General features: G+C 58.7%; 21 protein-coding genes and 1 pseudogene. 3 read left to right on the plus strand and 19 right to left on the minus strand.

Annotation, left to right across the window (positions count from 1 at the left end; all coding sequences use genetic code 11):
* Nucleotides 1–20: 20 nt before the first annotated feature.
* From MA884_RS10080 to ccoN (MA884_RS10160), 17 genes and pseudogenes are all read right to left on the minus strand, one after another.
* Nucleotides 21–2,471, minus strand: coding sequence for a heavy metal translocating P-type ATPase (locus MA884_RS10080; RefSeq protein WP_256230357.1), 2,451 nt, complete (start codon nucleotides 2,469–2,471; stop codon nucleotides 21–23).
* 159 nt (nucleotides 2,472–2,630) lie between these two features.
* Entirely contained in the window at nucleotides 2,631–3,170 is a 540-nt protein-coding gene (locus MA884_RS10085; RefSeq protein WP_256230358.1) for a FixH family protein, read from the minus strand.
* Between the two features lie 11 nt (nucleotides 3,171–3,181).
* Nucleotides 3,182–4,597: a cytochrome c oxidase accessory protein CcoG gene (gene ccoG / locus MA884_RS10090; protein ID WP_256230359.1), complete on the minus strand. Its 1,416-nt coding sequence runs from the start codon at nucleotides 4,595–4,597 to the stop codon at nucleotides 3,182–3,184.
* Between the two features lie 619 nt (nucleotides 4,598–5,216).
* Entirely contained in the window at nucleotides 5,217–5,576 is a 360-nt protein-coding gene (locus tag MA884_RS10095; RefSeq protein ID WP_256230361.1) for a DUF6124 family protein, read from the minus strand.
* A gap of 642 nt (nucleotides 5,577–6,218) precedes the next feature.
* A complete protein-coding gene (locus MA884_RS10100) occupies nucleotides 6,219–7,229 on the minus strand; it encodes a hypothetical protein (RefSeq protein ID WP_256230362.1) in 1,011 nt (336 codons plus the stop codon).
* A gap of 6 nt (nucleotides 7,230–7,235) precedes the next feature.
* Nucleotides 7,236–7,430 carry a hypothetical protein gene (locus MA884_RS10105; RefSeq protein ID WP_256230363.1) on the minus strand — a complete coding sequence of 65 codons (195 nt, stop codon included), beginning with the start codon at nucleotides 7,428–7,430 and terminating at the stop codon, nucleotides 7,236–7,238.
* A gap of 37 nt (nucleotides 7,431–7,467) precedes the next feature.
* A pseudogene (locus MA884_RS10110) lies at nucleotides 7,468–8,238 on the minus strand (PAAR domain-containing protein); the annotation flags it as partial.
* Nucleotides 8,239–8,328: 90 nt separating this feature from the next.
* The gene (locus MA884_RS10115) at nucleotides 8,329–8,739 is read right to left on the minus strand and encodes a type II toxin-antitoxin system VapC family toxin (RefSeq protein WP_256230364.1); all 411 of its coding nucleotides are present in this window, start codon (nucleotides 8,737–8,739) and stop codon (nucleotides 8,329–8,331) included.
* Nucleotides 8,739–8,993, minus strand: coding sequence for a type II toxin-antitoxin system Phd/YefM family antitoxin (locus MA884_RS10120; protein ID WP_256230365.1), 255 nt, complete (start codon nucleotides 8,991–8,993; stop codon nucleotides 8,739–8,741). Before MA884_RS10120 ends, MA884_RS10115 begins: the two co-directional genes overlap by 1 nt.
* A gap of 148 nt (nucleotides 8,994–9,141) precedes the next feature.
* Nucleotides 9,142–10,125 carry a cytochrome-c oxidase, cbb3-type subunit III gene (gene ccoP / locus MA884_RS10125; protein ID WP_076385618.1) on the minus strand — a complete coding sequence of 328 codons (984 nt, stop codon included), beginning with the start codon at nucleotides 10,123–10,125 and terminating at the stop codon, nucleotides 9,142–9,144.
* Nucleotides 10,122–10,307: a CcoQ/FixQ family Cbb3-type cytochrome c oxidase assembly chaperone gene (locus tag MA884_RS10130; RefSeq protein ID WP_003183474.1), complete on the minus strand. Its 186-nt coding sequence runs from the start codon at nucleotides 10,305–10,307 to the stop codon at nucleotides 10,122–10,124. The genes ccoP (MA884_RS10125) and MA884_RS10130 overlap by 4 nt, the downstream gene beginning before the upstream one ends.
* Nucleotides 10,308–10,312: 5 nt before the next feature.
* Nucleotides 10,313–10,921: a cytochrome-c oxidase, cbb3-type subunit II gene (gene ccoO, locus MA884_RS10135; RefSeq protein ID WP_014339380.1), complete on the minus strand. Its 609-nt coding sequence runs from the start codon at nucleotides 10,919–10,921 to the stop codon at nucleotides 10,313–10,315.
* Nucleotides 10,921–12,363, minus strand: coding sequence for a cytochrome-c oxidase, cbb3-type subunit I (ccoN, locus tag MA884_RS10140; RefSeq protein WP_047227187.1), 1,443 nt, complete (start codon nucleotides 12,361–12,363; stop codon nucleotides 10,921–10,923). Before ccoN (MA884_RS10140) ends, ccoO (MA884_RS10135) begins: the two co-directional genes overlap by 1 nt.
* A gap of 498 nt (nucleotides 12,364–12,861) precedes the next feature.
* Nucleotides 12,862–13,818 carry a cytochrome-c oxidase, cbb3-type subunit III gene (ccoP, locus tag MA884_RS10145; protein WP_256230367.1) on the minus strand — a complete coding sequence of 319 codons (957 nt, stop codon included), beginning with the start codon at nucleotides 13,816–13,818 and terminating at the stop codon, nucleotides 12,862–12,864.
* Nucleotides 13,815–14,018: a cbb3-type cytochrome c oxidase subunit 3 gene (locus MA884_RS10150; RefSeq protein ID WP_256230368.1), complete on the minus strand. Its 204-nt coding sequence runs from the start codon at nucleotides 14,016–14,018 to the stop codon at nucleotides 13,815–13,817. Before MA884_RS10150 ends, ccoP (MA884_RS10145) begins: the two co-directional genes overlap by 4 nt.
* Nucleotides 14,019–14,022: 4 nt before the next feature.
* Nucleotides 14,023–14,631, minus strand: a complete 609-nt coding sequence (gene ccoO, locus MA884_RS10155) for a cytochrome-c oxidase, cbb3-type subunit II (RefSeq protein WP_256230370.1) — start codon at nucleotides 14,629–14,631, stop codon at nucleotides 14,023–14,025.
* Nucleotides 14,632–14,641: 10 nt separating this feature from the next.
* Entirely contained in the window at nucleotides 14,642–16,066 is a 1,425-nt protein-coding gene (ccoN, locus tag MA884_RS10160; RefSeq protein WP_256230372.1) for a cytochrome-c oxidase, cbb3-type subunit I, read from the minus strand.
* 96 nt (nucleotides 16,067–16,162) lie between these two features.
* On the opposite strand from ccoN (MA884_RS10160), the gene MA884_RS10165 reads away from it, so the two are divergent.
* Nucleotides 16,163–16,849, plus strand: coding sequence for an alpha/beta family hydrolase (locus tag MA884_RS10165; protein WP_256230374.1), 687 nt, complete (start codon nucleotides 16,163–16,165; stop codon nucleotides 16,847–16,849).
* 235 nt (nucleotides 16,850–17,084) lie between these two features.
* Here MA884_RS10165 and MA884_RS10170 read toward each other — a convergent pair whose 3' ends face one another.
* Together MA884_RS10170 and MA884_RS10175 are read right to left on the minus strand one after the other, a co-directional pair.
* Nucleotides 17,085–18,650: a methyl-accepting chemotaxis protein gene (locus MA884_RS10170; protein ID WP_256230375.1), complete on the minus strand. Its 1,566-nt coding sequence runs from the start codon at nucleotides 18,648–18,650 to the stop codon at nucleotides 17,085–17,087.
* 76 nt (nucleotides 18,651–18,726) lie between these two features.
* A complete protein-coding gene (locus MA884_RS10175) occupies nucleotides 18,727–19,515 on the minus strand; it encodes a CPBP family intramembrane glutamic endopeptidase (protein ID WP_256230376.1) in 789 nt (262 codons plus the stop codon).
* A gap of 441 nt (nucleotides 19,516–19,956) precedes the next feature.
* Between MA884_RS10175 and MA884_RS10180 the strand changes: the two genes are divergently transcribed.
* On the plus strand, nucleotides 19,957–22,251 hold the full coding sequence (locus tag MA884_RS10180; protein WP_256230377.1) for an S-type pyocin domain-containing protein: 2,295 nt from the start codon (nucleotides 19,957–19,959) through the stop codon (nucleotides 22,249–22,251).
* Nucleotides 22,248–22,520 (plus strand): colicin immunity domain-containing protein, encoded by a 273-nt coding sequence (locus tag MA884_RS10185; protein ID WP_256230378.1) that lies wholly within the window; start codon nucleotides 22,248–22,250, stop codon nucleotides 22,518–22,520. The genes MA884_RS10180 and MA884_RS10185 overlap by 4 nt, the downstream gene beginning before the upstream one ends.
* Nucleotides 22,521–22,571: the final 51 nt, after the last annotated feature.

Raw genomic sequence — 22,571 nt, forward strand, 5'->3', positions numbered from 1 at the left:
AAACTCCATGCCCGCGCGGCTCAGGCCGGCAGCGGGCGGGTATCGGGCGAGGCGTCGAAAACCTGCGTCTTGGGCTGGCGAGTCAGCCTCAGCGCATTCAACACCACGGTCAACGAACTGATGGACATGCCGATCGCCGCCCACACTGGCGTAATCCAGCCGAGGGCAGCGAACGGCAACATGAGACCATTGTACAGTGCCGCCCAGACCAGGTTCTCGATGATCACCCGCCGTGTGCGCCGGGCCAGGCTGAAGGCGTGGATCAGGGCATCGAGACGGTTGGACAGCAGCACCGCATCGGCGCTGGTCTTGGCAAGGTCGGTGGCCGAGCCCATGGCGACACTGATGTCCGCCGCCGCAAGCACTGGCACGTCGTTCACCCCGTCGCCGAGCATCAGCACTTTGCGGCCCTGCTGGTGCAACTGCTGCAACACGGCCAGTTTGTCGTCCGGGCGCAGACCGCCGCGGGCTTCATCGATGCCCAGTTCGGCGGCGACACTGGCAACCATGGGCGAACTGTCGCCCGACAGCAAAAGTGTGCGCCAGCCCCGGGCTTTGCAGGCGGCCAGTAATGCTGGGGCGTCGGCACGCAAGCGGTCGTCGAGGACGAACCAGGCCAACGGACCGATGTCGTTACCCAGCAGCAGCCATTGTCCGGGCTCATCCGGCATCACCGGTACCGCCGCGCCACTGAGTTCGCAGACAAAGGCGGGTTGACCGATGCGCAGGCGCTGGTCACCCACCAGACCCTCCAGCCCCAGTCCTGGGGTGCTTTGCACCTGCTCGGCGGCCAGTGGCGCGCGGCCGAAGGCGCGGGCGATGGGGTGTTCGGAGCGATTCTCCAGGGCAGCGGCCAGGCCCAGGCATTGATCACTGTCCAGGGCCGTCAGCGTTCGAATGGCGCGCAACGCCAGACGACCTTCGGTGAGGGTGCCGGTCTTGTCGAAAATCACCGTGTCGATCTGGTTCAGGCCTTCCAGCACATGGCCGCGAGTCAGCAGCAGGCCAAGCTTGTGCAGCGTGCCGGTGGCGGCGGTAAGGGCGGTTGGCGTGGCCAAAGACAGCGCGCAAGGGCAGGTGGCAACCAGCATCGCCAGCACGATCCAGAAGGCGCGAGAGGCATCCAGTTGCCACCACAGCAGACCGATGGCCGCCGCGGCGACCAGGGAGAACAGCAGGAACCATTGGGCGGCGCGGTCGGCGATTTCCGCCAGCCGCGGCTTCTCGGCCTGGGCCCGTTCCAGCAACCGCACGATGGCCGACAGCCGGGTGTCTTGCCCCAGTGCCAGCACCTGGACCGTCAATGCGCCCTCCACGTTAAGCGTGCCAGCGGTCACCGTGTCGCCCACTTGACGAGGTTGTGGCAGGTATTCGCCAGTCAGCAACGATTCGTCGACGCTGGACTGGCCATCGAGGATTCTGCCGTCGGCCGGCAGGACCGCGCCGGGATGCACCAGTACCCGGTCACCGGTGCGCAATTCGCTGAGCAGGATACGTTCGCTCTGGCCGTTATCTTCCAGGCGCAGGCACGAGGCCGGCAGCAGATTGACCAGTTGTGCGGTGGCGGCAGCGGTGCGCTCCCGGGCGCGGCGCTCCAGGTAGCGACCGGCCAGAAGAAATAGCGCGAACATGCCCACGGCATCGAAATACAGCTCGCCCACGCCGGTGATGGACGTCCAGATCCCGGCAACGTACGCACCGCCAATGGCCAGGGACACCGAAACATCCATGGTCAGGTGCCGGGTGCGCAGGTCGCGCATCGCACCCTTGAAGAATGGTGCGCAACTGTAGAACACGATAGGTGTGGTGAGGAACAGCGCGACCCAGCGCAGGATGGTGTGCATCTCCGGGCTCAGGTCGATGTTGAATTCCGGCCAGGTGGCCATGGTCGCCATCATCGCCTGGAACCAGAGCAAACCGGCTACGCCCAATTGGCGCAGGGCCAGGCGATTTTGCGCGGCCAGTTGTTCGCTGGCCTGGTCGGCCTGGTATGGATGGGCGACGTAGCCGATCTGGCGCAGTTCGGCCAGCAGGGTGCTCAGTGGTAATTGAGCGTCGGCCCAGCGCACATGCAGGCGGTGATTGGACAGGTTCAGCCGCGCCTCGGCCACGGCCGGCAGGCTGCGCAGTTGTTTTTCGATCAACCAGCCGCAGGCGGCGCAACTGATGCCTTCGATCAGCAGCGTGGTTTCGGCCAGCTCGCCTTCATGGCGCACGAACGACTGCTGCACGTCCGGGCGGTCGTACAGCACCAGCTCATCGGTCAACTGGACCGGGAGGGTTTCGGGGTTGGCCGATGCTTCGCTGCGGTGTTGGTAATAGCTTTCCAAACCACCGGCGACAATGGCCTCGGCCACTGCCTGACAACCCGGGCAGCAGAGTTCGCGAGTTTCACCCAGGACAACGGCGGTGAAGCGGCTGCCGGGAGGAACGGGCAGGGCGCAGTGATAGCAGGGCAGTGGGGTGGTCATGGTTGTCGCTATGAAGGCTTGGCATAGTGGGCTTGCAAGGTACACGAACTGTAGGAGCTGCCGAAGGCTGCGATCTTTCCCCTGACACTTGAGTCTCAAGTGAAAGATCAAAATCAGAGATCGCAGCTTCGGCAGCTCCTACAGAGGCCATCGATCGGCTTATTCCTTCAGGTCTTCAGCGCCTTGCAGCGGTTCATCGCCGAGCAGGACGGCCTGGTCATGGTTGATCTGCTCTTCTTCGAACAGCCGCCAGGTCTTGTCGTTCTCCACACCCAGCAATTCGACAAAGCGCCGGCCTTCGATCTTGTCCGTCAACTGACCGACATACCGTCCCGGTTCGCTGTCGTTGCGCGTCAGGACGACCTTGCGGTCCTTTTCCGGCTGGGTGGGCGAAATCAGGTTCAGTTCCAGGGTCTGGGGCCGACTGTCGCCGCTCAGGCGCAGGTTCACTTCGCCAGTGACGTCATCCAGTTGCACGTTGGCATGCAGTTGCAGGGTCTGGCCCAGCAGTTCGCGCTCCAGGGAGCGGTTGATGCCTTTGCCGGCTTCGTAATAGTTGTCGTTGACCAGATTGTCCGGGTTGTTCACGGCGATGGTCACCATGGTCAGGCTCAGTGTCACCGAGCAGGCCAAAATCCCAATGATGATCCACGGCCAGAGGTGCTTGTACCAGGGACTTGTAGCGGTTGCTGCAGGCATGTTCAGTTCTCTCAACGAATTTGTGGGCCGATGAACCGGCTCTTGGCTTCAACATGAACGCTGTCGTCATCGGCATCCTTGAGGATGAAGGTCACCTCGTTGGCGCTCGATGGCAGTTGCTCCGGCGCGCTGGACAGTTCTACCGGCTGGGTGAAGATCTCGCCAGCCGCGACCTTGATTTCCCGCCGGCCTTGAAGCTTGAGGTCCGGCAAGCCAGTGGCGTCCAGCACGTACGTATGATCGCGCTGGTCCTTGTTCATGATCTTGAGGCTGTAGACGTTCTCGATTCGGCCTTCGGCGTTTTCGCGGTACAACACGCGGTCTTTGCTGACGTCGAAACCCACCAGCGAACGCATGAAGAATGCGGTCACCAGCAGGCTGATCATTGCCAGCAGCACCAGGGCATACCCGATCAGGCGTGGGCGCAGTTTATGGGTTTTCTGCCCGGACAGGTTGTGTTCGGTGGTGTAGCTGATCAGGCCGCGAGGGTAATCCATCTTGTCCATGATGTTGTCGCAGGCGTCGATGCACGCCGCGCAGCCGATGCATTCGATCTGCAGGCCGTCGCGAATGTCGATACCGGTGGGGCAGACCTGGACGCACATGGTGCAGTCGATGCAGTCCCCCAGGCCCAGGGCTTTGTAATCGATGCCTTTTTTGCGTGGGCCACGACTTTCGCCGCGACGCGGATCGTACGAAACGATCAGGGTGTCCTTGTCGAACATCACGCTCTGGAAACGGGCGTAAGGGCACATGTAGATGCACACCTGCTCGCGCAGCCAGCCGGCGTTGCCGTAAGTGGCGAGAGTGAAGAAGCCGACCCAGAAATACGACCAGCCATCGGCCTGGCCGGTGAAGAACTCGAACACCAGTTCGCGAATCGGCGTGAAATAGCCGACGAAGGTCATGCCGGTCACAAAACCGATCAGCAGCCACAGACTGTGCTTGGCCAGCTTGCGCAGGAACTTGTTCCCGCTCATGGGCGCCTTGTCGAGCTTGATGCGTTGGTTGCGGTCGCCTTCGGTGACCTTCTCGCACCACATGAAGATCCAGGTCCACACGCTTTGCGGACAGGTGTAGCCGCACCAGACCCGCCCGGCATAGACCGTAATGAAAAACAGGCCGAAGGCGGCAATGATCAGCAGCCCGGAGAGCAGGATGAAATCCTGGGGCCAGAAGGTTGCACCGAAAATGAAGAATTTGCGTTCCGGCAGGTTCCACCAGACGGCCTGATGCCCGCCCCAGTTCAGCCAGACCGTACCGAAGTACAGCAGGAACAACATTGCGCCGCCGACCATCCTCAGGTTACGGAACAGGCCAGTGAAGGCGCGGGTGTAGATTTTTTCCCGAGAGGCATACAGGTCGACGGTTTTGTTCGCGTCCTTGGCAGGCGGGGTGACGTCATGTACCGGAATCTGGTTACTCATCAAAATGCATCCCACGGCAGTGGAAAAGTGCCGCGGCCAGTACGTGCCGACCACGGTCAGAAAGGGTATTGCAGTGGCGCAATGATACGCCTGTAGGTCTGGCTCAAGGGTGCGACCTTTGGTCGCGTTGGGGCTCTGCATAGAATGGTGTAGCGGATGTAACAAGTCATGACCCAGATCAATTGACTATAGACATTCCATGGCGTTGGCGAAAAAACCAAGGGCCTGGCGGCTCGTTCGACAGGCCCGTCTGGTTGCTTTGTGCCGCTATTTTTGGGCGGCTTCGCCACCCGGCGGAAGATGTGCTTAACGAAGTCTTCCACCGATATCACGAGTGGAATAGACGGAAAACCTATAAGTTTTTTATTAAACATGGCTACCAATCTGACCGCTCACTGTCCTCATCATTGATAGAAACTCTGCAGGTCGGTGAAGGCGGGTCACACGCCTGCTTTTGAGGTGTAGGCGATCCGTGGCGAGGGAGCTTGCTCCCGCTCGGCGGCGCAGCCGTCGTAAACCGGCTGATGCGGTTTATCTGGAGAATGCGTCAGCCTGTTTTGGGGCGGCTTCGCCACCCAGCGGGAGCAAGCTCCCTCGCCACGGGTTGGTGGTGTCGCGGCTAGCGTGGGTCGACGTTATCCAGCACACGGCTGGCCAGCATTGAACTCAACTCGATCAGTTGCTGGATGCCGAGGGCAATGTGGCGGTGGGGGCCTTCCAGATCGAAGGCCAGGTTGCTGATCATCGCGTCGGCGGATGCCAGGTTTTCGCTGAGGTTGGCAAGCAGGCATTCGTTGTCGGCGTTTTTTGCCACGGTGAAGAGCTGGTCCGGTTTGGATGCATCTTCGAACTTTTCCTGTTGGGGAAGCAGGTAGTGATCCAAGACGCGTTTGGTGGTTTCGTCGTGCTGTTTGTTTTTTCGACTTGGATGAGGAGACGTTGAGTCAGTTTCAGGAGGATTTGGAGTAATTTTGAACATCGTTGCGTTACCTCTAATGAGTAGGCCGCAACCATCTCGCTACTAAACGAAAGGAGGCAGCTGTGCGCAAGTTAGTAGACCGGTAGAGGTAACGGATCCCGGCGCGCCCGAAGGCGCCATGCGCACAGCCACCATCGAGTGCAGGCAATGCCTGACTGATGAGACTCATGCAACCGTTACTACTACCGGGCTACTAAACCCGACCACTGATGGGCAGAGGCAGGGAAACGATAGAACCCATGAGCAAGGCGCACAAGCGGGCGAATTCTGGCGTAGTTGTAGGCAATGGCGCAAGGATTCGTAGCTTGGTGGAAGCGTTGCGGAGGGGGAATAAACAAGCCTTCGTAATGCCCAGGATTCGGGGTGAAGGCGCTTGCTCTCGCTCGGTGGTGCAGCGGTTTTTCTGTAGGAATTCGTCAGCCTTTTTGGGGCAGCTCCGCCGCCCAGCGGGAGTAAGTTCCCTCGCCACGGGGATTTGCGCTTAACCTGCGCCTGGTCATTTGTTCGCAAGCGCCAGATCGAACTGCTTGTTTCCCAATTTGATCTAGCCGCCAGGGTTTTCTTGAGCACAGCCGAATCCCGGCTCTGATTATTTTTGTGCGCTGCAAAGAGAAGCGTCAGGCGCACAAATGCATCAAGTTTCTACTGGCGGTACAAAATGTTGTAGAAAGCGGTTTGCTCATCCTTGATCAAGGACAGATCGTGCCCCGTGGGAATTTTTTCGAACAGCGCTTTGTTGACTGCCATCCGACGCATGATGATCACCTCCAGCAATTGGCCGAACAGCGCTTCATCACGGACGTGTTTTTTCAGTTTTAGAATTTCGTGAGGCTTGTCTTTCAGGACGTGAAAGGCGTAATTCATCACAACCATATTGGAGACGAACAGGTTTGCCGTTGACTGAAGCGGATTGACCGCGTCGATCAAAGCATCAAATATTTTTTGCCTGTCCTGAGCATAGGTGGGCAAAAAAACGTCGGGGTACATAAGCTCGCTGTGACGATCATTGATCGCGAAGCGGTTATGGGTATCGTCGGGCTCGCTGAGTAATCTGACTGTGCTTGTTTGAAATGTTTTCAACGTACTCAGCAGTTGATGTTCTTTCCTGCTGTCGGCCTTGATCGCTTTGTAAACCAGATCAATCACATCCAGAAAAGCCACGGACCCTAGCCCATCGGTCGCCATCATCAACTGATTGCCCTCGATGCTGAACCGACGATACGCCTCGTCATCGATGCTCAATTCGAAGAGGAGGAACCTAAGCATGTAGTTCCTGAGGCGCGCATCCGCATCCAAGGTGCTGTTCTTCAAGCTGATCAGTTGGATCAGGTAGAAGAAAATAAAGTAATCCTTGTTGGTTCGTTGACGGTTGTCGATTTCAAGCAGGTAGCCAAAGCGCGACAGGACCAGGAGGAGGGCGTAGCAGTCGGGTTCCGTGAAGCCGTTCTTCAGCATGGCTTTTTCGAAAGCGCTGGTGGAAAACAAGTCCCGCCAGCGGCTAACGCTGAAGGGAGCGCCATTGTGTTTTTTCGCGACGACGTTCAGTAGCGAAGGCTCGTCTTCTTCGTAAAAAACAGCACCCAACGCCTTCGGATACGGCCGGACGTTCAGGAAATTTTCAAGCTTGTATGAGAGAAGATCGAATATGTCCATCTGGCTTTATCCGCAGGTCTTCCATTTTCCGTTCGGGCCTTTCTTCTCGACACGAAATGACGTAATGGTTTTATTGAATTTATCCAGTAACCGGAAACCGATACCTCTGGCCTTGGGCTCATTCGTTTTGGATAGCACGCCATCCTTAAGGCCCGTCTCCTTATAGTCAACGGTAGAAATATCCTTGTGGTCGTTGAGCATGCTAACCCCTTCATTATTGACGGTGGCGACTACCCGATAGCAACGCGGTGACCGCCAGTCCCACGCCCGGGGTCTTGCCGCTGCGAATCTCACGCACCACCACTGAGCCGCCGCCAATGGTCACGTCCGGGGAAATCAACCCGGCCGACACCACTGTCGCGTCGCAGGTGCTGCGGTCGCCGCTGCGCACCGCGGGCTGGCCATTGATGGTGACTTTGTCCGAGCCTTCAGCCATGAACTGCGGCGGCATCGGTGGGTGCTTGGTGCAGATCACCAGGTCTTCCGGCCGGGTCTCTGTGCCGGGGGCGGGCGAGGCGACGGTGGGGCGCCACATCTGCGAGAAGAAGTTGCCGGCCATGTCCAGGTAACTGGGCTCGGCTTCTTCTTCCGGCTCGGGCATGTCCAGTTCGGTGCCGGCCGGCGCGACGTGGGAAACAACCGCTCCGGCGGCGCGGGCCGAGGGGATGTTGTTGGTGAAGGTGTCCTTGGAACCGGTGAGAATGTTGGCCTGCACCGTGGGCGGAAAGAGCGCGTTGCCGATGCCTTCGCAGATATTGCTCAGGCCTTCGTCGGCCCCGGTCTTGCTCATGGCAATGCCCACGACCGCCCCCACCACCGCACCGAGCAGGAAACAACCCAAGCCACCCGTGGCGACGGTGATGCCGGTGGCGGCCACCACCGCCGCCGTCGCCAGGGCGGTGATGGCGATGTTGGCCGCCACTTCCAACACTCCGCCGAGGATGTCGGCCATCATGGAGGTGTGGTTCAGTGCATCGCCCAGGCGAGCGGCCCAGAGCGCGTCAGACATGCCGGGGGCTCATCGTTGCGCGCTGAAGTGTTTCGATGCCCATTGCGCCTATCTCCTTGGCGGTAATTGATGGTCCGTCGCGACGTTATATTAGCTTGACCATGGATTGAGCAAGGCCACGCCGCTGCTTTGAAAATCACTCACATTGCGGGTGACTACGGTCAGGCCATGGACCAGCGCCGTGGCGGCAATCAGTGCATCGCATTCATTGCTGCGATCCGGTACATGCAGGCGAGCGCAGCGCAGCGCGACGGTGCGGTCGACCGCCAGGATCCTGCCGGCAAATGCGGGCATGACGTGGTTATCCAGCCACGCGCGCAGGTGGCTGCCTTGCGCCGGGTCCTTGCGTTCGAAGCGCAACACACCGGTTTCCAGTTCCAGTACGGTAATTGCCGAGACGTACAGGTTGGGGGCGGACACGCTACGTGCCCAGGCCTGTACGTTTTTATCTGCATGCGGCTTGCGCAGTTCCGAAATGACATTGGTGTCGAGTAAAAACATCAGGACAGGTCCACTGGCCGGGGAGTGATGACGGCACGTTCGGTATCGAAATCGATATCCGGCGCATCGGGCATGACCAGCAACTCGACAATGCTGGTGCCAATACCGGTCAGTTTCTGGTACTCCTCAATGCTTAGCAGTACGTGGGTCGGCCTGCCACGGTCAGTAATGATGACCGGCCCTTGGCGGGCCGCTTTTTTGGCACCACTTGTGTCGTGATTGAATTCGCGGCTGGAAATGGTCGTGATGGACATGGCGGTGCCCTCATGAAACTAGAATGTAGGTACGTTACTACCGGCGCAAGCGGCGAGCAAGTGAAACAGCTTCGCCTCTTGATACCCACCAATAAAAAGGCCCCGCCAACATGGGTTGGCGGGGCCTTTGGTGCATCAAGCGTGTGCCTTACTGGGCATCGGCGGCTGGCGCCGGTTCACCATGAGACAGGCTGTAGACGTACGCAGCCAGCAGGTGGACCTTATCGTTACCCTGCAGATCGGCCTGGGCAGGCATCTGGCCCTGACGACCGTAACGGATGGTCTGCTGCAACTGAGCGAAGCTCGAACCGTAGATGAAGCCGGCCGGGTGCGTCAGGTCAGGTGCGCCCATGGCTGGCGTGCCCTTGCCGGCTGGACCGTGGCAGGCCACGCAGTTGGCCGCGAACAGCTTCTGGCCGTTGGCCGGATCGGCCTTGGCGCCTTCCGGCAATTTGCGGCCGTGCAGGCTGGTCACCACGTAGGCGGAGACGTCGGCGACACCTTGCTCGCCAACCACGGCAGCCCAGCCCGGCATCACGGCATGACGACCGCCCATGATGGTGGTCTTGATGGTTTCCGGCTCACCACCCCAGCGCCAGTCGGCGTCGGTCAGGTTCGGGAAGCCGTAGGCACCCTTGGCGTCGGAACCGTGGCAGACCGAGCAGTTGGAGGCGAACAGGCGGCCACCCATCTTCAGGGCTTGCGGGTCCTTGGCGACTTCTTCAATCGGCATGGAAGCAAACTTGGCGAAGATCGGACCGAACTTGGCGTCCGAACGAGCCATTTCCTTTTCCCACTCGTGAACACCGGTCCAGCCGGTCTGGCCATTGGCGAAAGGGGTCTGCTTTTCGGTGTCCAGATAGTTATAGCCTGGCAGCAGGCCTTTCCAGTTGCCCAAGCCCGGGTAGAGCACCAGGTAGCCCAAGGCGAAGACAATGGTGCCCACGAACAACATGAACCACCATTTCGGCAGTGGGTTGTCGTACTCTTCGATACCATCGAACGAGTGACCAACCGTCTCGTCCGTTTGTTCGGCGCGCTGGCCCTTGCGGGTCGACAGCAGCAGCCAGGTCAGGGCGAAGATCGTACCCAGACTGAGGACTGTGACGTACAGACTCCAGAACGTAGTCATTCTTTGTTACTCCTAGAAGCTTGCTCGACGTGCTTGATGGCTTCGGGATCATCCGCGAACGGCAGCAAGGTCGCGTCGTCAAACTCCGACTTGCGCTTGGGGCTGAACACCCACAACGCCAGACCGATAAAGGCCACCATCACGACGACGGTGCCCAGGCCACGAATCATCCCGATATCCATCTAAATCACCGTTTGCTTTTGATGATGGTGCCCAGGCCTTGCAGATAGGCCACCAGCGCGTCCATTTCAGTCTTGCCCTTCACGGCATCCTTGGCACCGGCGATGTCTTCATCGGTGTAAGGCACGCCCAGGGTACGCAAGACTTCCATTTTCTTGGCGGTGTCTTTGCCGTCGAGCTTGTTTTCTACGAGGAACGGGTAAGCCGGCATTTTCGACTCAGGCACTACGTTGCGCGGGTTGTACAGGTGCGCACGCTGCCAGTCGTCGGAGTAACGGCCGCCAACGCGAGCCAGGTCCGGGCCGGTACGTTTGGAACCCCACAGGAACGGGTGATCCCAGACGCTTTCACCGGCAACCGAGTAGTGGCCATAGCGTTCGGTTTCTGCGCGAAACGGACGGATCATCTGCGAGTGGCAGCCGACACAGCCGTTGGCGATGTAGACGTCGCGACCTTCCAGTTCAAGGGCGGTGCGCGGCTTCATGCCTTCGACCGGCTTGTTGGTCACGTCCTGGAAAAACAGCGGAACGATCTGGGTCAGGCCGCCGATGCTGACGGCGATGACCATGAAGAAGGCCAGCAGGCCAATATTCTTCTCTACTGTTTCGTGCTTCATCAGTGAGCTCCAACTACGGCGATCTTGGCGGCGGCTTCAGCTTCGGCCGGGTCAGAGGCACGAACAGTGCGGTACACGTTGTACGCCATGAACAGCATGCCGCTGGCGAAGAACGCGCCGCCCAGGGCACGGACGATGAAACCAGGGTGGCTGGCTTGCAGCGCTTCGACGAACGAGTAGGTCAGGGTGCCGTCGTCGTTGATTGCACGCCACATCAGGCCCTGGGTGATGCCGTTGACCCACATCGAGGCGATATAGAGCACGGTGCCGATGGTGGCGAGCCAGAAATGGGTGTTGATCAGACCGGTGCTGTGCATCTGCGCACGACCGAACAGTTTCGGGATCATGTGGTAGATCGCGCCGATGGAGATCATCGCAACCCAGCCGAGCGCACCGGCGTGTACGTGGCCGATGGTCCAGTCGGTGTAGTGGCTCAGGGAGTTGACGGTCTTGATGGCCATCATCGGGCCTTCGAAGGTCGACATGCCGTAGAACGCCAGGGAAACCACCAGGAAGCGCAGGATCGGGTCGGTGCGCAGCTTATGCCAGGCGCCCGAGAGGGTCATCATGCCGTTGATCATGCCGCCCCAGCTTGGCGCCAGCAGGATGATCGACATCGCCATGCCCAGGGACTGCGCCCAGTCCGGCAGCGCGGTGTAGTGCAGGTGGTGCGGGCCGGCCCAGATGTACAGGGTGATCAGCGCCCAGAAGTGGACGATGGACAGGCGATAGGAATAGATCGGACGCTCGGCCTGTTTCGGCACGAAGTAATACATCATCCCCAGGAAGCCGGTGGTCAGGAAGAAACCCACGGCGTTGTGGCCGTACCACCACTGGATCATCGCATCGGTGGCGCCCGAGTAGGCCGAGTAAGACTTGAAGAAGCTCACCGGCAGGGACGCGTGGTTGACGATGTGCAGCATGGCGGTCACGACGATGAAGGCACCGTAGAACCAGTTGCCGACATAGATGTGCTTGGTCTTGCGCTTGACGATGGTGCCGAAGAACACCAGACCGTAGGTCACCCAGACGATGGCCAGCAGAATAGCCAGGGGCCATTCCAGCTCTGCGTATTCCTTGGTGGTGGTGAAACCCATCGGCAAGGTCACGATCGCACCGACGATGACCGCTTGCCAACCCCAGAAGGTGAAGGCGGCGAGGCTGTCGGAAATCAGTCGCGTTTGGCAGGTTCGCTGCACGACGTAGTAGGAAGTGGCAAACAACGCACAACCACCGAAGGCGAAGATCACCAGGTTGGTGTGCAGCGGGCGCAGGCGTCCAAACGTCGTCCATGGCAGATCGAAGTTCAACTCCGGCCAGACCAGTTGCGAGGCGATGAAGACACCTAGCCCCATGCCAAGGATCCCCCAGACCACCGTCATGATGGCGAACTGGCGGACTACCTTATAGTTATAAGCAGTCGGACTGATTGCTGTGCTCATTCTAAGGTTCCACGGTTTGGGTGTTTTATTAGGATAAAAATCGGTCGCAAGTATGGAGAAAGCGGGGGGTCATTGCAACGCGCCATGACCTGGGTCAATGCTTTCCAAAGCTGATTCTGCGGCCTTTCCATGCGCGAGGTAGGGACAAAATCGGTCCTCGGCAAATTGTCGCGGCGAAGGAAAGAGGCGAGGGGGTCGGGTCGGTTGTAACGGGGTGTGTTCCAACACGGCATTCGGGTCATGGGAGGCCCTGGGCGCAATAGCCGGTATCCACCGGCCTTTGCGGCCTTTTTATCGACCGGATTGTGGAACACATCGGTTCGGATCGACCTGAAACCGGCAGTCGCCAGTGCACGCTCGGGCAAGCTTAGACCCGATTGCGGGTAACCGAAAGGCGCGAAGAGAAGGGGTGCGACAATGAGTCGCAAAGAAGCAGCTACAAGCTTTGAGCTGCAAGCTCCAAGTGGGTACTCGTCGCTTGCAGCTTTGCTTTTGCCGTTACTTGTCGCTTGTTGCTTGCAGCTTGCCGCTCAACTGCTCATTGCTCTTCGAAAGGCTATAGACGTAAGCCGCGAGCAGTTGCACCTTGTCATTGCCGAGCAGCTCATTCTGCGCAGGCATATGGCCCTGGCGGCCATGACGGATGGTCTGTTGCAGTTGCGCCAGGCTGCTGCCGTAGATGAAGCCGGCCGGCAAGGTCAGGTCTGGCGCGCCCATGGCTTCGGTGCCTTTGCCGGTTGCACCGTGGCAGGCGACGCAGGTGGTGTTGAACGCTTGCTGGCCTGCCAGCAGGTCGGCGCGGCTGTCTGCCGGCAGCGGCAGGCCCGCCAGATCATGGCGTACATACGCGGCCACGTTCTTGACGCCCGCTTCGCCCAGCACTTCGCCCCAGGCCGGCATCGCGGCCATGCGACCGCCCATGATGGTGGTCTTGATGGTTTCGGCACTGCCGCCCCAACGCCAGTGGCTGTCGGCCAGGTTCGGGAAGCCGAAGGCACCCTTGGCGTCCGAGCCGTGGCAGACCGAGCAGTTGGAGGCGAACAAGCGGCCACCCATCTTCAATGCCTGCGGGTCCTTGGCGACTTCTTCCACCGGCATGGCGGCGAACTTGGCGAAGATCGGCCCGAATTTGGCGTCGGCCCTGGCCATTTCCTTTTCCCATTCATGGGCGCCGGTCCAGCCATTTTCGTAGCCGGGCAAGATGCCTTTCCAGTTGCCCAGGCCCGGGTAGAGGACCAGGTAGCCGACGGAAAACACCAGGGTGCCGGCGAACAACAGGAACCACCACTGCGGCAGCGGGTTGTCGTACTCCTCGATGCCGTCGAAGCTGTGGCCCATGGTCTGGTCGACGCTGCCCTTGGTCTCGCCCTTGCGGGTGCCGATCAGCAGCCAGGTCAGACCGATCAGGCTGCCGATGGTCAGTACGCTGATCCACGTACTCCAGAAGGTGGTCATGGCCGGGTGCTCCTTGTTGCTGGGTCTTGGGGGTTGGCGATGTCGGCGGGCGGCTCGTCGGCGAACGGCAGCAGGCGCGCCTGGGCGAACTCCGGGTTGCGCTTGCTGCTGAAGACCCACAGGGTCAGGCCGATGAAGGCCACGAACACCACGACCGTGCCCAGGCCGCGGATCATTCCAGTGCTCATTTCAAGGAACATGGGCTCACCTCTTGCTCTTGATGGCAGTGCCGAGCACTTGCAGGTAGGCCACCAGGGCGTCCATCTCGGTCTTGTCCTTGAGGGAAGCCACGCTGGCGTTGATGTCGTCGTCGGTGTACGGCACGCCGAGGGTGCGCATGGCGCGCAGCTTGGTTTCGGTGTGGCTGCTGTCCACCGCCTGAGTCACCAGCCAGGGGTAGGCCGGCATCTTCGACTCAGGTACTACGTTGCGCGGGTTGTACAGGTGGGCGCGATGCCAGTCATCGGAGTAGCGCGCGCCGACCCGGGCCAGGTCCGGCCCGGTGCGCTTGGAGCCCCACAGGAACGGGTGGTCCCAAACGCTTTCCCCAGCCACCGAATAGTGGCCGTAGCGCTCGGTCTCGGCGCGGAACGGACGGATCATCTGCGAATGACAGCCGACGCAGCCTTCGCGGATATAGATGTCGCGACCTTCCAGTTGCAGCGCGGTGTAGGGCTTCATGCCGTCCACCGGTTTGTTGGTCACGTCCTGGAAGAACAGCGGCACGATCTGCGTCAGGCCGCCAATGCTCACAGCCAGAACCATCAGCAGCATCAGCAAGCCGACGTTTTTTTCGATTGTTTCGTGTTTCATGGCGGACTCCTCAAGCCATCTGCGCGGCAGCGGCGGCTTCGGCAGGCTCGTAGGCCCGCACGGTGCGCCAGGTGTTGTAGGCCATCAGCAACATGCCGAAGAGGAAGATTGCCCCGCCCGCCAACCGCACGACGAAGCCGGGGTGGCTGGCCACCAGGGTTTCGACGAAGGAGTAGGTCAGGGTGCCGTCCTCGTTCACCGCACGCCACATCAGGCCCTGGGCGATGCCGTTGACCCACATGGAGGCGATGTACAACACGGTGCCGATGGTCGCGAGCCAGAAGTGCGCGTTGATCAGGCCGATGCTGTGCATTTGGGTGCGGCCGAAGACTTTCGGGATCATGTGATACAGCGCGCCGATGGAAATCATCGCCACCCAGCCCAAGGCACCGGCGTGAACGTGACCGATGGTCCAGTCGGTGTAGTGGGAGAGGGCGTTGACGGTTTTGATTGCCATCATCGGGCCTTCGAAGGTCGACATGCCGTAGAACGCCAGGGATACCACCAGGAACCGCAGGATCGGGTCGCTGCGCAACTTATGCCAGGCGCCCGAGAGGGTCATCATGCCGTTGATCATGCCGCCCCAGCTCGGTGCCAGCAGGATCAGCGACATCACCATGCCCAGTGACTGTGCCCAGTCCGGCAGTGCGGTGTAGTGCAGGTGGTGCGGGCCGGCCCAGATGTACAGAGTGATCAGCGCCCAGAAGTGGACGATGGACAACCGATAGGAATACACCGGGCGCTCGGCCTGTTTCGGCACGAAGTAATACATCATCCCCAGGAAGCCTGCGGTGAGGAAAAAGCCCACGGCATTGTGGCCATACCACCATTGCACCATCGCATCGGTAGCCCCGGCATACACCGAGTAGGACTTGGTGAAGCTCACCGGCAGTTCCAGGTTGTTGACGATGTGCAGGATCGCCACGGTCAGGATGAACCCGCCGAAGAACCAGTTACCGACATAGATGTGTTTAGTGTTGCGCTTGGCCACGGTGCCGAAGAACACGATGGCGTAGGCGACCCAGACGATGGTGATCAGAATGTCGATCGGCCATTCCAGCTCGGCGTATTCCTTGGAGCTGGTGTAGCCCAGTGGCAGGCTGATGGCCGCCAGCAGGATCACCAGTTGCCAGCCCCAGAAGCAGAATGCGGCGATTTTCGGCGCGAACAACTGCGTCTGGCAGGTACGTTGCACCGAATAGAACGAACTGGCGAACAGGGCACAGCCGCCGAAGGCGAAGATCACCGCGTTGGTGTGCAGTGGGCGCAGGCGGCCGAAGCTGGTCCATGGCAAATCGAAGTTGAGTTGTGGCCAGACCAATTGAGCGGCGAGAAAAACCCCGAGCCCCATGCCGACGATGCCCCACACCACCGTCATAATGGCGAATTGGCGGACCACCTTGTAGTTGTAGGCGGTACTGATAGAAGTGTTCATGGTTCCCCATCCACGGTTCAGCCGAAGTGAGCGCCTGCGCAAGGCAGTGCGGCGTTCTTCGCCTGGAGTTATAGGCAGACTAAAAGCGAGGCAAGCATGGACAAACAGCACAAGGCCAGTATTGACGGGGATCAATGGGCGCGATGTGTGGCCGAACACGGCTGGCTATGGACGGCTGCGCAAGCGGGTGTCAGCGCCAAGGCGCCGACCCTGATCCTGGCCCATGGCGCCGGTGCGCCGATGGACAGCGGGTTCATGGACGAAATGGCCGCGCGCCTTGCCGGGTATGGCATCAACGTGTTGCGCTTCGAGTTTCCCTACATGACTCAACGACGCCTGGACGGCGGTAAACGTCCGCCGAACCCGGCCCCCAAGTTGCTGGAATGCTGGCGTGAGGTGTATGCCACGGTGCGGCCTTATGTCGCTGGGCGGTTGGCCATTGGCGGCAAGTCCATGGGCGGGCGCATGGCGAGTTTGCTGGCCGATGAGCTGAAGGCTGATGCCCTGGTGTGCCTGGGGTATCCCTTCTACGCGGTGGGCAAACCGGAGAAGCCGCGGGTCGAGCACCTGGCAGAATTGAAGACCCGAACCTTGATCGTCCAGGGCGAGCGCGATGCCTTGGGTAATCGTGAGGCGGTGCGGGGCTATGACCTGTCAGCGAGCATCGAGGTGATGTGGCTGGTGGCGGGGGATCATGATCTGAAACCGCTGAAGGCCTCGGGGTTTAGTCATGAGCAGCATCTGGAGGCGGCGGCGGGCAGGGTGGCCGGGTTTCTTCAGTAGGTTCCTTGCCGACTATCAAGGCCTCATCGCGAGCAGGCTCGCTCCCACAATTGGAATGCCTTTGAATGAGCAACCTTGACCCTCTGAGGGAGTAAGCCTGCTCCCACAATGGAATGCCTTTGAATGAGCAGCCTTGACCCCTTGTGGGAGCGAGCCTGCTCGCGATAGCGGCCTGTCAGGCAATAAAAAACCCGGAAGCTTGCGCTGTCCGGGTTTTTCATGAGGCAGGCTTCTATCAGCGGTTGAACCGCTCCACCAACGAATACTGCGTATTGGCGGTGCGGGTCAGTTCTTCGCTCAGCAGCGCCGAGCTATGGGCCTGGCCCGAGGTCTGGTCGGCCAGATCCGAGATGTTGCTGATGTTGCGGCTGATTTCCTCGGCCACCGCGCTTTGTTCCTCGGTAGCGGCGGCAATCTGGGTGGTCATGTCGGTGATGTTGGCCACCGCTTCACTGATGCCCACCAGCGCCGCGTCCGCCTCCATGACCCGCGCCACGCCTTCCTCGGCCTGGCGGTGGCCGGCGTCCATGGTCTGCACGGCATTGGTGGCGGTCTGCTGGAGCTTGGCGATCAGGGCGTGGATCTGCCCGGTGGACTCACTGGTACGTTGCGCCAGTTGGCGCACTTCGTCCGCCACCACGGCAAAGCCGCGACCCATCTCCCCAGCGCGGGCCGCTTCGATGGCGGCGTTGAGGGCCAGCAGGTTGGTCTGGTCGGCAATGCCTTTGATCACGTCCACCACGCCCCCGATCTCGTCACTGTCCTTGGCCAGTTGGGTCACGGTCTGCCCGGTCTCGCCCACCACCACCGACAGACGCTCGATGGCTTCGCGGGTTTCCCCGGCGATGTCGCGTCCGCGACTGGTCAGGCGATTGGCTTCCTGGGTGGCGTCGGCGGTGCGTTGCACGTGGCTGGCGACTTCCTGGGTAGTTGCCGCCATCTCGTTGACGGCGGTGGCGACTTGTTCAGTCTCCACCCGCTGGCGTTCCAGGCCGCTGGAGCTGTTATGGGCCAACGAGTTTGATTGCCGCGCCTGTTCGTTGAGGTGCTCGGCGGTGTCCTGCAAGCGGGTCAGGCAGGTTTTCAGGCGAGCTTCCTGGCTGAGGATCGACATCTCCAGACGCGCCTGGACGCCACGGCTGTCGGTGTACATCCGGGCGATCAACGGGTCGGAGGTGGTTTGCTCGGCCAGACGCAGCAGGCGCTTGATCCCGCGCTGCTGCCATTGCAGGCCCATCAGCCCCAAGGGCACTGACAGCACGGCAGCCAGGGCAAAACCCCAGGAGGAGTTGAGGAACGCGCCAACCACGAAACTCAACTGGCTGACCAGGATAAATGGCAGCCAGTCCTGCAGGATCGGCAACCATTTGTCGCTGCGCGGGATCGCCGGCTTACCTTGGTTGATGCGTTGATAGAGCGCCTCGGCCCTGGCGATCTGCTCGGCGCTGGGCTTGACCCGCACCGACTCGTAGCCAACCACCTGGTTCCCTTCGAACACGGGCGTAACGTAGGCGTTGACCCAGTAATGGTCGCCGTTCTTGCAGCGATTCTTGACGATGCCCATCCATGGCAAGCCTTGTTTCAGTGTGTTCCACATATGGGCAAACACGGCTGACGGCACATCGGGATGGCGTACCAGGTTGTGGGGCGAGCGGATCAGTTCTTCCTTGGAAAACCCGCTGATTTCAACGAACGCGTCGTTGCAATAGGTGATCACACCTTTGGCATCGGTAGTGGAAATCAGGCGTTGTTGGGCCGGGAAGGTCCTTTCGCGCTGTGTGACGGGCTGGTTGTTACGCATGGTGTGTAGGTCCGCAAGGCTTTGAAAGGTTGTCGGCGCCGTCAGGTTTTTGTTGAAGTTATTTTTCCGGTCGGTATCACGCCAGCATCGGGTAGGTAAACAGGGCGAAATGAAGCAGGTTGATGCCAAAATGAGTAGCAATCGCCGCGCCCAGTCCGCCAAAGCGATAGGCAAGGCCATAGCCGACCCCCGCCATGCCCGACAGCAGCACCCATTGCCATCCCGCGCCGGCATGCACCAGGCCGAACAGCAGCGAGGCCAGGATCAATGCCAGATTGTCGCCATAGCTCAGATGTTTGAAGCGCCGGCTCAAGCCACCCTGAATGTAGCCACGAAACAACGCTTCCTCCACCAGCGTCACCAATAAAAGATTATTGAGAAGCCATAACCAAGCCGGTTCCGGCCACTTCGGTGCCCAATGGATCATTCCCAGCAGCATCGCCCCACCCAGGGCCAGCACTGTGCTGAGGGTCAGGCCCAGGGCCGTGGCCTGGACCGACAAGCGAAACGAGCGCCTGCCGACGATCCAGGGACACGCCAGTAGCAACCAGAAACCAATCAGCGGCTTGTCCTGGTTCAGGTACATGGCAAACGGCACGGCATCATCGGTGAAGCGTTGCGGCGGGATCGCCCTCCCGTTGAAAAAACCCGGCATCCAGTGCAGGGCCAGTGCCAGGGCCATCACCACAAACAGGGCGTGGCCGAGAAACTGGCCGACCGGCGTCTGCTGCTGGCGAACCGCATACCCGGCGAACAGCAGCAGCGCGACCGAGATCGCAGCAGTCCAGGCCATTTGACCGAAGGCCAGGGCCAAGGCATAGCCGATGGAAAGGAAGGCCAGGTATGGCCAGGGCAGGGCAGGCATATCACATCCTTTGAGACTGAAGAACCGTTTGTGGCGATGGGGCTGACAGGGCCGGCGGGATTATAGGCAGACCTATAGAAAAACACCGCCTGTTAAGAGACGTTGTTTTCGTAAGGCGCTTCTTTTTTTCCTGCGGTCAATTGCCGTAGGGCATCGTACCGGGTCCCTCAGCCTGGAAATATCCCACTTCATTAAAGGTATCGATCTGACACAACACTTCAATTCGCACCAAGCCACCTCTTCGGGCGATAACTAATATGTTGTTTAGATGTTTCTTCAGCGCTCTTGCAAATTCGGACAAAACGTAACGGTGGGTTGTTTCTGTGGTCGTTTTTATATACGTTCGGAGAGTGAATAAAAATATAGGACAAGGCCAATTGTTTGTTAAGTGTTCTTGGTGAGGGGCGCGATTATATATTTGTACTTAAATGGAGTTTAAGCATGTCGGACGTAGGCGAAGGATTTGTCCCGGGTCAGCCTTATCATATTAAGCCAACTTTTATAGCAGGAGAACAGCCTGTTGTTTTCGAAACAGGTGGTGGGGGCGGGTACATTGGAAATGGCAACGGATGGGGGTTGCAGGAAGGGCCTCGCAGAGGAGAGGGACCAGGAAGGACGATTCGTCCCATTACATTTCCTAATGTAATGAGCGAATTCATGAATGAGCATAAAGCTAATAAGTTGGCTATTGATACAGAATATAGTCCGATCTTCAAGACTCTGCGTGCTGATGTGGAACGAGCGTTGGCGCAAAAGCAACAAGCGGCAAAGGTTTCGAAGGGTTCTCCAATAGCGTCCGTGAAAAGCGATCAAAAAATCACGCTTGACCTCATTGCATCGAAACAAACTCAGTATATTTCTAAAAGACCTGTAGCGCTCAGTCTGTATAAAACGAATCCGCTGTATTTGATGAAGGATTTACCGTCGGCAAAAATTCGTAATATGCTCAATAACGCGCCTTTTACTCCTGAGATTTATTTGGCGACGTATAAGGCGATTGATGATGCGTACAAAGCAGCCTTGGATCTCAAGATTCTATCGATGTCGATAAGACTTCTTAGTGGCAAGCTTGAAGGGTATGCCAAAAAATCAAACGATGCTGAGGTGGCCTATCGATATAACGACGAGACATGGGCCGCTTTACTCAGTCAGCGGTTGATTGTTATAGAGTCAGAAAAAAATATTCATGTCCAACTTTTGGCGGATTTCCTTCAAAAAGAGGTTATTGCTGCATCCGGTTCGGTTAAGGGGTTAGCACCGGCTCAGTCTTTGCTTCACCATAAGGCAACGTTGGATAGGATGATTAAGATAAAGCAGGGGGCGGTAAAATCCTACGTCCGTCCGAATCCTAATATTTCATCTCCGTTAAGCAAGCCGGAGTTGGAAGCGCTCAAAGATCTCGTGGATTTGCAATTAAAACCGAAGTTCGGTAAGCGATGGCAAGATTACCATAGAGCTCTATTGAATTCTGAGGCCGCCAAACACTTGGTTGTAACCTCAGCTGCCTTCGGCGCCTTGGCTGCGCGTGCAAAAGAAGTGACTGATGAACAGGCCCGTCTTGCCGCAAAAATCAAAGCGCAACGATCGGCGGCTGAACGAACTCGTATTGAAGCTGAAGCTCGAGCTAAGCAAATGGCAGATGAGCAAGCTCGTAAAAAGTCTGAAGTCGAAGCAAAAAAGATCGCGGACAAGTCTGCCGAACAGGCCAGGCGTATAGCAGAAGCCAATGCCCTGAAGGCAGCGCATACATTCAAGGTTTCAGATTTTAGGACGACCCAGCTGAATGCTGCAGCGGGTTCCATTTCTATTGCCGCCGGTTCCAGTCTGACGCTGGAGGCGGCTATTCAAGCTGGAATACGTGGCTTGAAATCGCTTGGCGGTGTTCTTCTCGATCGAGCCACCGGTGTAGGGATTGGCCTGCTGCTTTACTCCTCGCCTTTAGGGAACGGTGATCTCTATCCGCCAACCACACTCAGCCTGCCAGCGGAAGATCTGATTCCCGACTTACCAGGAAACCTGCCAGCGCTGGCCGCTGCCGGTGGTACGGTTGAGGTGCCTTATCGGATTTACGGCGACCACTCCACCTATTCAGTAGTTGCAACGCAAGCCGATGGAGGCGTATCACCCAAGGTGCCGGTGAGGGCTCTGACGCTGGACCCGGTGAGCAATGCATATACGTTCAGCACTGCCGACACTCCTCCGATCACCCTGACTTTTCCGATTGCAGCACCGGGCAACAGCTCGACGACGACCTCCGGACAGCCAGCGAAGACGCCGGCCTATACCGGCGTTACGCTAACCCCCATAGAGGTGATTGCCGAACACCTGCCAGCGGTTGATCAACTGGACATCAGGGATGCTATTTATGTCTTCCCGCTGGACGCTGGGCTAAAGCCAATCTACGCAGTCTTTAGTGAACCTCTGGACTCAGGTGGGTTTACCCGCAAGCAACTGGACAAAAAATATAAGCATGCCGCTGATTTTGGGGTTTCGGATGCAAAGAAAAATACCGAAACGCTGACTAGATTTCGGGATGCGATTGAAGCGCATTTGGCGGATAAAGAAACAATAGAAAAGGGAACATACCTTAGGAAGTCCGGCTCGAAAGTATTTTTTAATCAGAAAACGAATAATGTGGTGGTGATTGATAAGGAAGGAAATTTTTCGACGGGATGGCGTCTGGATCCCAATACGCCTCAGTTCTGGAATTATATTAAAAATGGAGGTTTGCAATGAGTCTTGAGTTGATTGTTTTTGCAAGGCGGTTTGTTGAGGGTAGTCTTTCTGCTGAAGCGTTTTCCGATCCTTATATGGCTCAGTGGAAGGAGGAGCGAGATCTAAACAAGCTCAAGGATGATTCAGCTAGTGTGTCGGAGTGTGCATCCAGTATTTTTGTATTGGCTGACTGCTTTAATCCTGAATCTGACCGGGACGCCGATGAATTGGATGAGGTTGGGTTGAAACAAGAGGTGGAAGCGACGTTAAGGAAATTCGGTTTCCTTTAAATGCTCATGGAATTGAGAGAAGCAGCCCCCGTGAACGGGGGCTGTGGTCGA

The sequence above is a fragment of the Pseudomonas sp. Q11 genome (assembly GCF_024494355.1).
Taxonomy (GTDB): domain Bacteria; phylum Pseudomonadota; class Gammaproteobacteria; order Pseudomonadales; family Pseudomonadaceae; genus Aquipseudomonas; species Aquipseudomonas hefeiensis.

Excerpts from the sequence above, each read along its gene's own strand:
- MA884_RS10150 (WP_256230368.1), bottom strand. The coding sequence starts at position 14,018 with ATGTTCCTTGAAATGAGCACTGGAATGATCCGCGGCCTGGGCACGGTC.
- ccoP (WP_076385618.1), bottom strand. The coding sequence starts at position 10,125 with ATGACTACGTTCTGGAGTCTGTACGTCACAGTCCTCAGTCTGGGTACG.
- MA884_RS10105 (WP_256230363.1), bottom strand. The coding sequence starts at position 7,430 with ATGCTCAACGACCACAAGGATATTTCTACCGTTGACTATAAGGAGACG.
- ccoN (WP_047227187.1), bottom strand. The coding sequence starts at position 12,363 with ATGAGCACAGCAATCAGTCCGACTGCTTATAACTATAAGGTAGTCCGC.
- MA884_RS10170 (WP_256230375.1), bottom strand. The coding sequence starts at position 18,650 with ATGCGTAACAACCAGCCCGTCACACAGCGCGAAAGGACCTTCCCGGCC.
- ccoG (WP_256230359.1), bottom strand. The coding sequence starts at position 4,597 with ATGAGTAACCAGATTCCGGTACATGACGTCACCCCGCCTGCCAAGGAC.
- MA884_RS10165 (WP_256230374.1), top strand. The coding sequence starts at position 16,163 with ATGGACAAACAGCACAAGGCCAGTATTGACGGGGATCAATGGGCGCGA.
- MA884_RS10175 (WP_256230376.1), bottom strand. The coding sequence starts at position 19,515 with ATGCCTGCCCTGCCCTGGCCATACCTGGCCTTCCTTTCCATCGGCTAT.
- MA884_RS10180 (WP_256230377.1), top strand. The coding sequence starts at position 19,957 with ATGTCGGACGTAGGCGAAGGATTTGTCCCGGGTCAGCCTTATCATATT.
- MA884_RS10120 (WP_256230365.1), bottom strand. The coding sequence starts at position 8,993 with ATGTCCATCACGACCATTTCCAGCCGCGAATTCAATCACGACACAAGT.
- MA884_RS10095 (WP_256230361.1), bottom strand. The coding sequence starts at position 5,576 with ATGTTCAAAATTACTCCAAATCCTCCTGAAACTGACTCAACGTCTCCT.
- MA884_RS10130 (WP_003183474.1), bottom strand. The coding sequence starts at position 10,307 with ATGGATATCGGGATGATTCGTGGCCTGGGCACCGTCGTCGTGATGGTG.
- ccoO (WP_014339380.1), bottom strand. The coding sequence starts at position 10,921 with ATGAAGCACGAAACAGTAGAGAAGAATATTGGCCTGCTGGCCTTCTTC.
- ccoO (WP_256230370.1), bottom strand. The coding sequence starts at position 14,631 with ATGAAACACGAAACAATCGAAAAAAACGTCGGCTTGCTGATGCTGCTG.
- MA884_RS10080 (WP_256230357.1), bottom strand. The coding sequence starts at position 2,471 with ATGACCACCCCACTGCCCTGCTATCACTGCGCCCTGCCCGTTCCTCCC.
- MA884_RS10085 (WP_256230358.1), bottom strand. The coding sequence starts at position 3,170 with ATGCCTGCAGCAACCGCTACAAGTCCCTGGTACAAGCACCTCTGGCCG.
- ccoN (WP_256230372.1), bottom strand. The coding sequence starts at position 16,066 with ATGAACACTTCTATCAGTACCGCCTACAACTACAAGGTGGTCCGCCAA.
- MA884_RS10185 (WP_256230378.1), top strand. The coding sequence starts at position 22,248 with ATGAGTCTTGAGTTGATTGTTTTTGCAAGGCGGTTTGTTGAGGGTAGT.
- MA884_RS10115 (WP_256230364.1), bottom strand. The coding sequence starts at position 8,739 with ATGTTTTTACTCGACACCAATGTCATTTCGGAACTGCGCAAGCCGCAT.
- ccoP (WP_256230367.1), bottom strand. The coding sequence starts at position 13,818 with ATGACCACCTTCTGGAGTACGTGGATCAGCGTACTGACCATCGGCAGC.
- MA884_RS10100 (WP_256230362.1), bottom strand. The coding sequence starts at position 7,229 with ATGGACATATTCGATCTTCTCTCATACAAGCTTGAAAATTTCCTGAAC.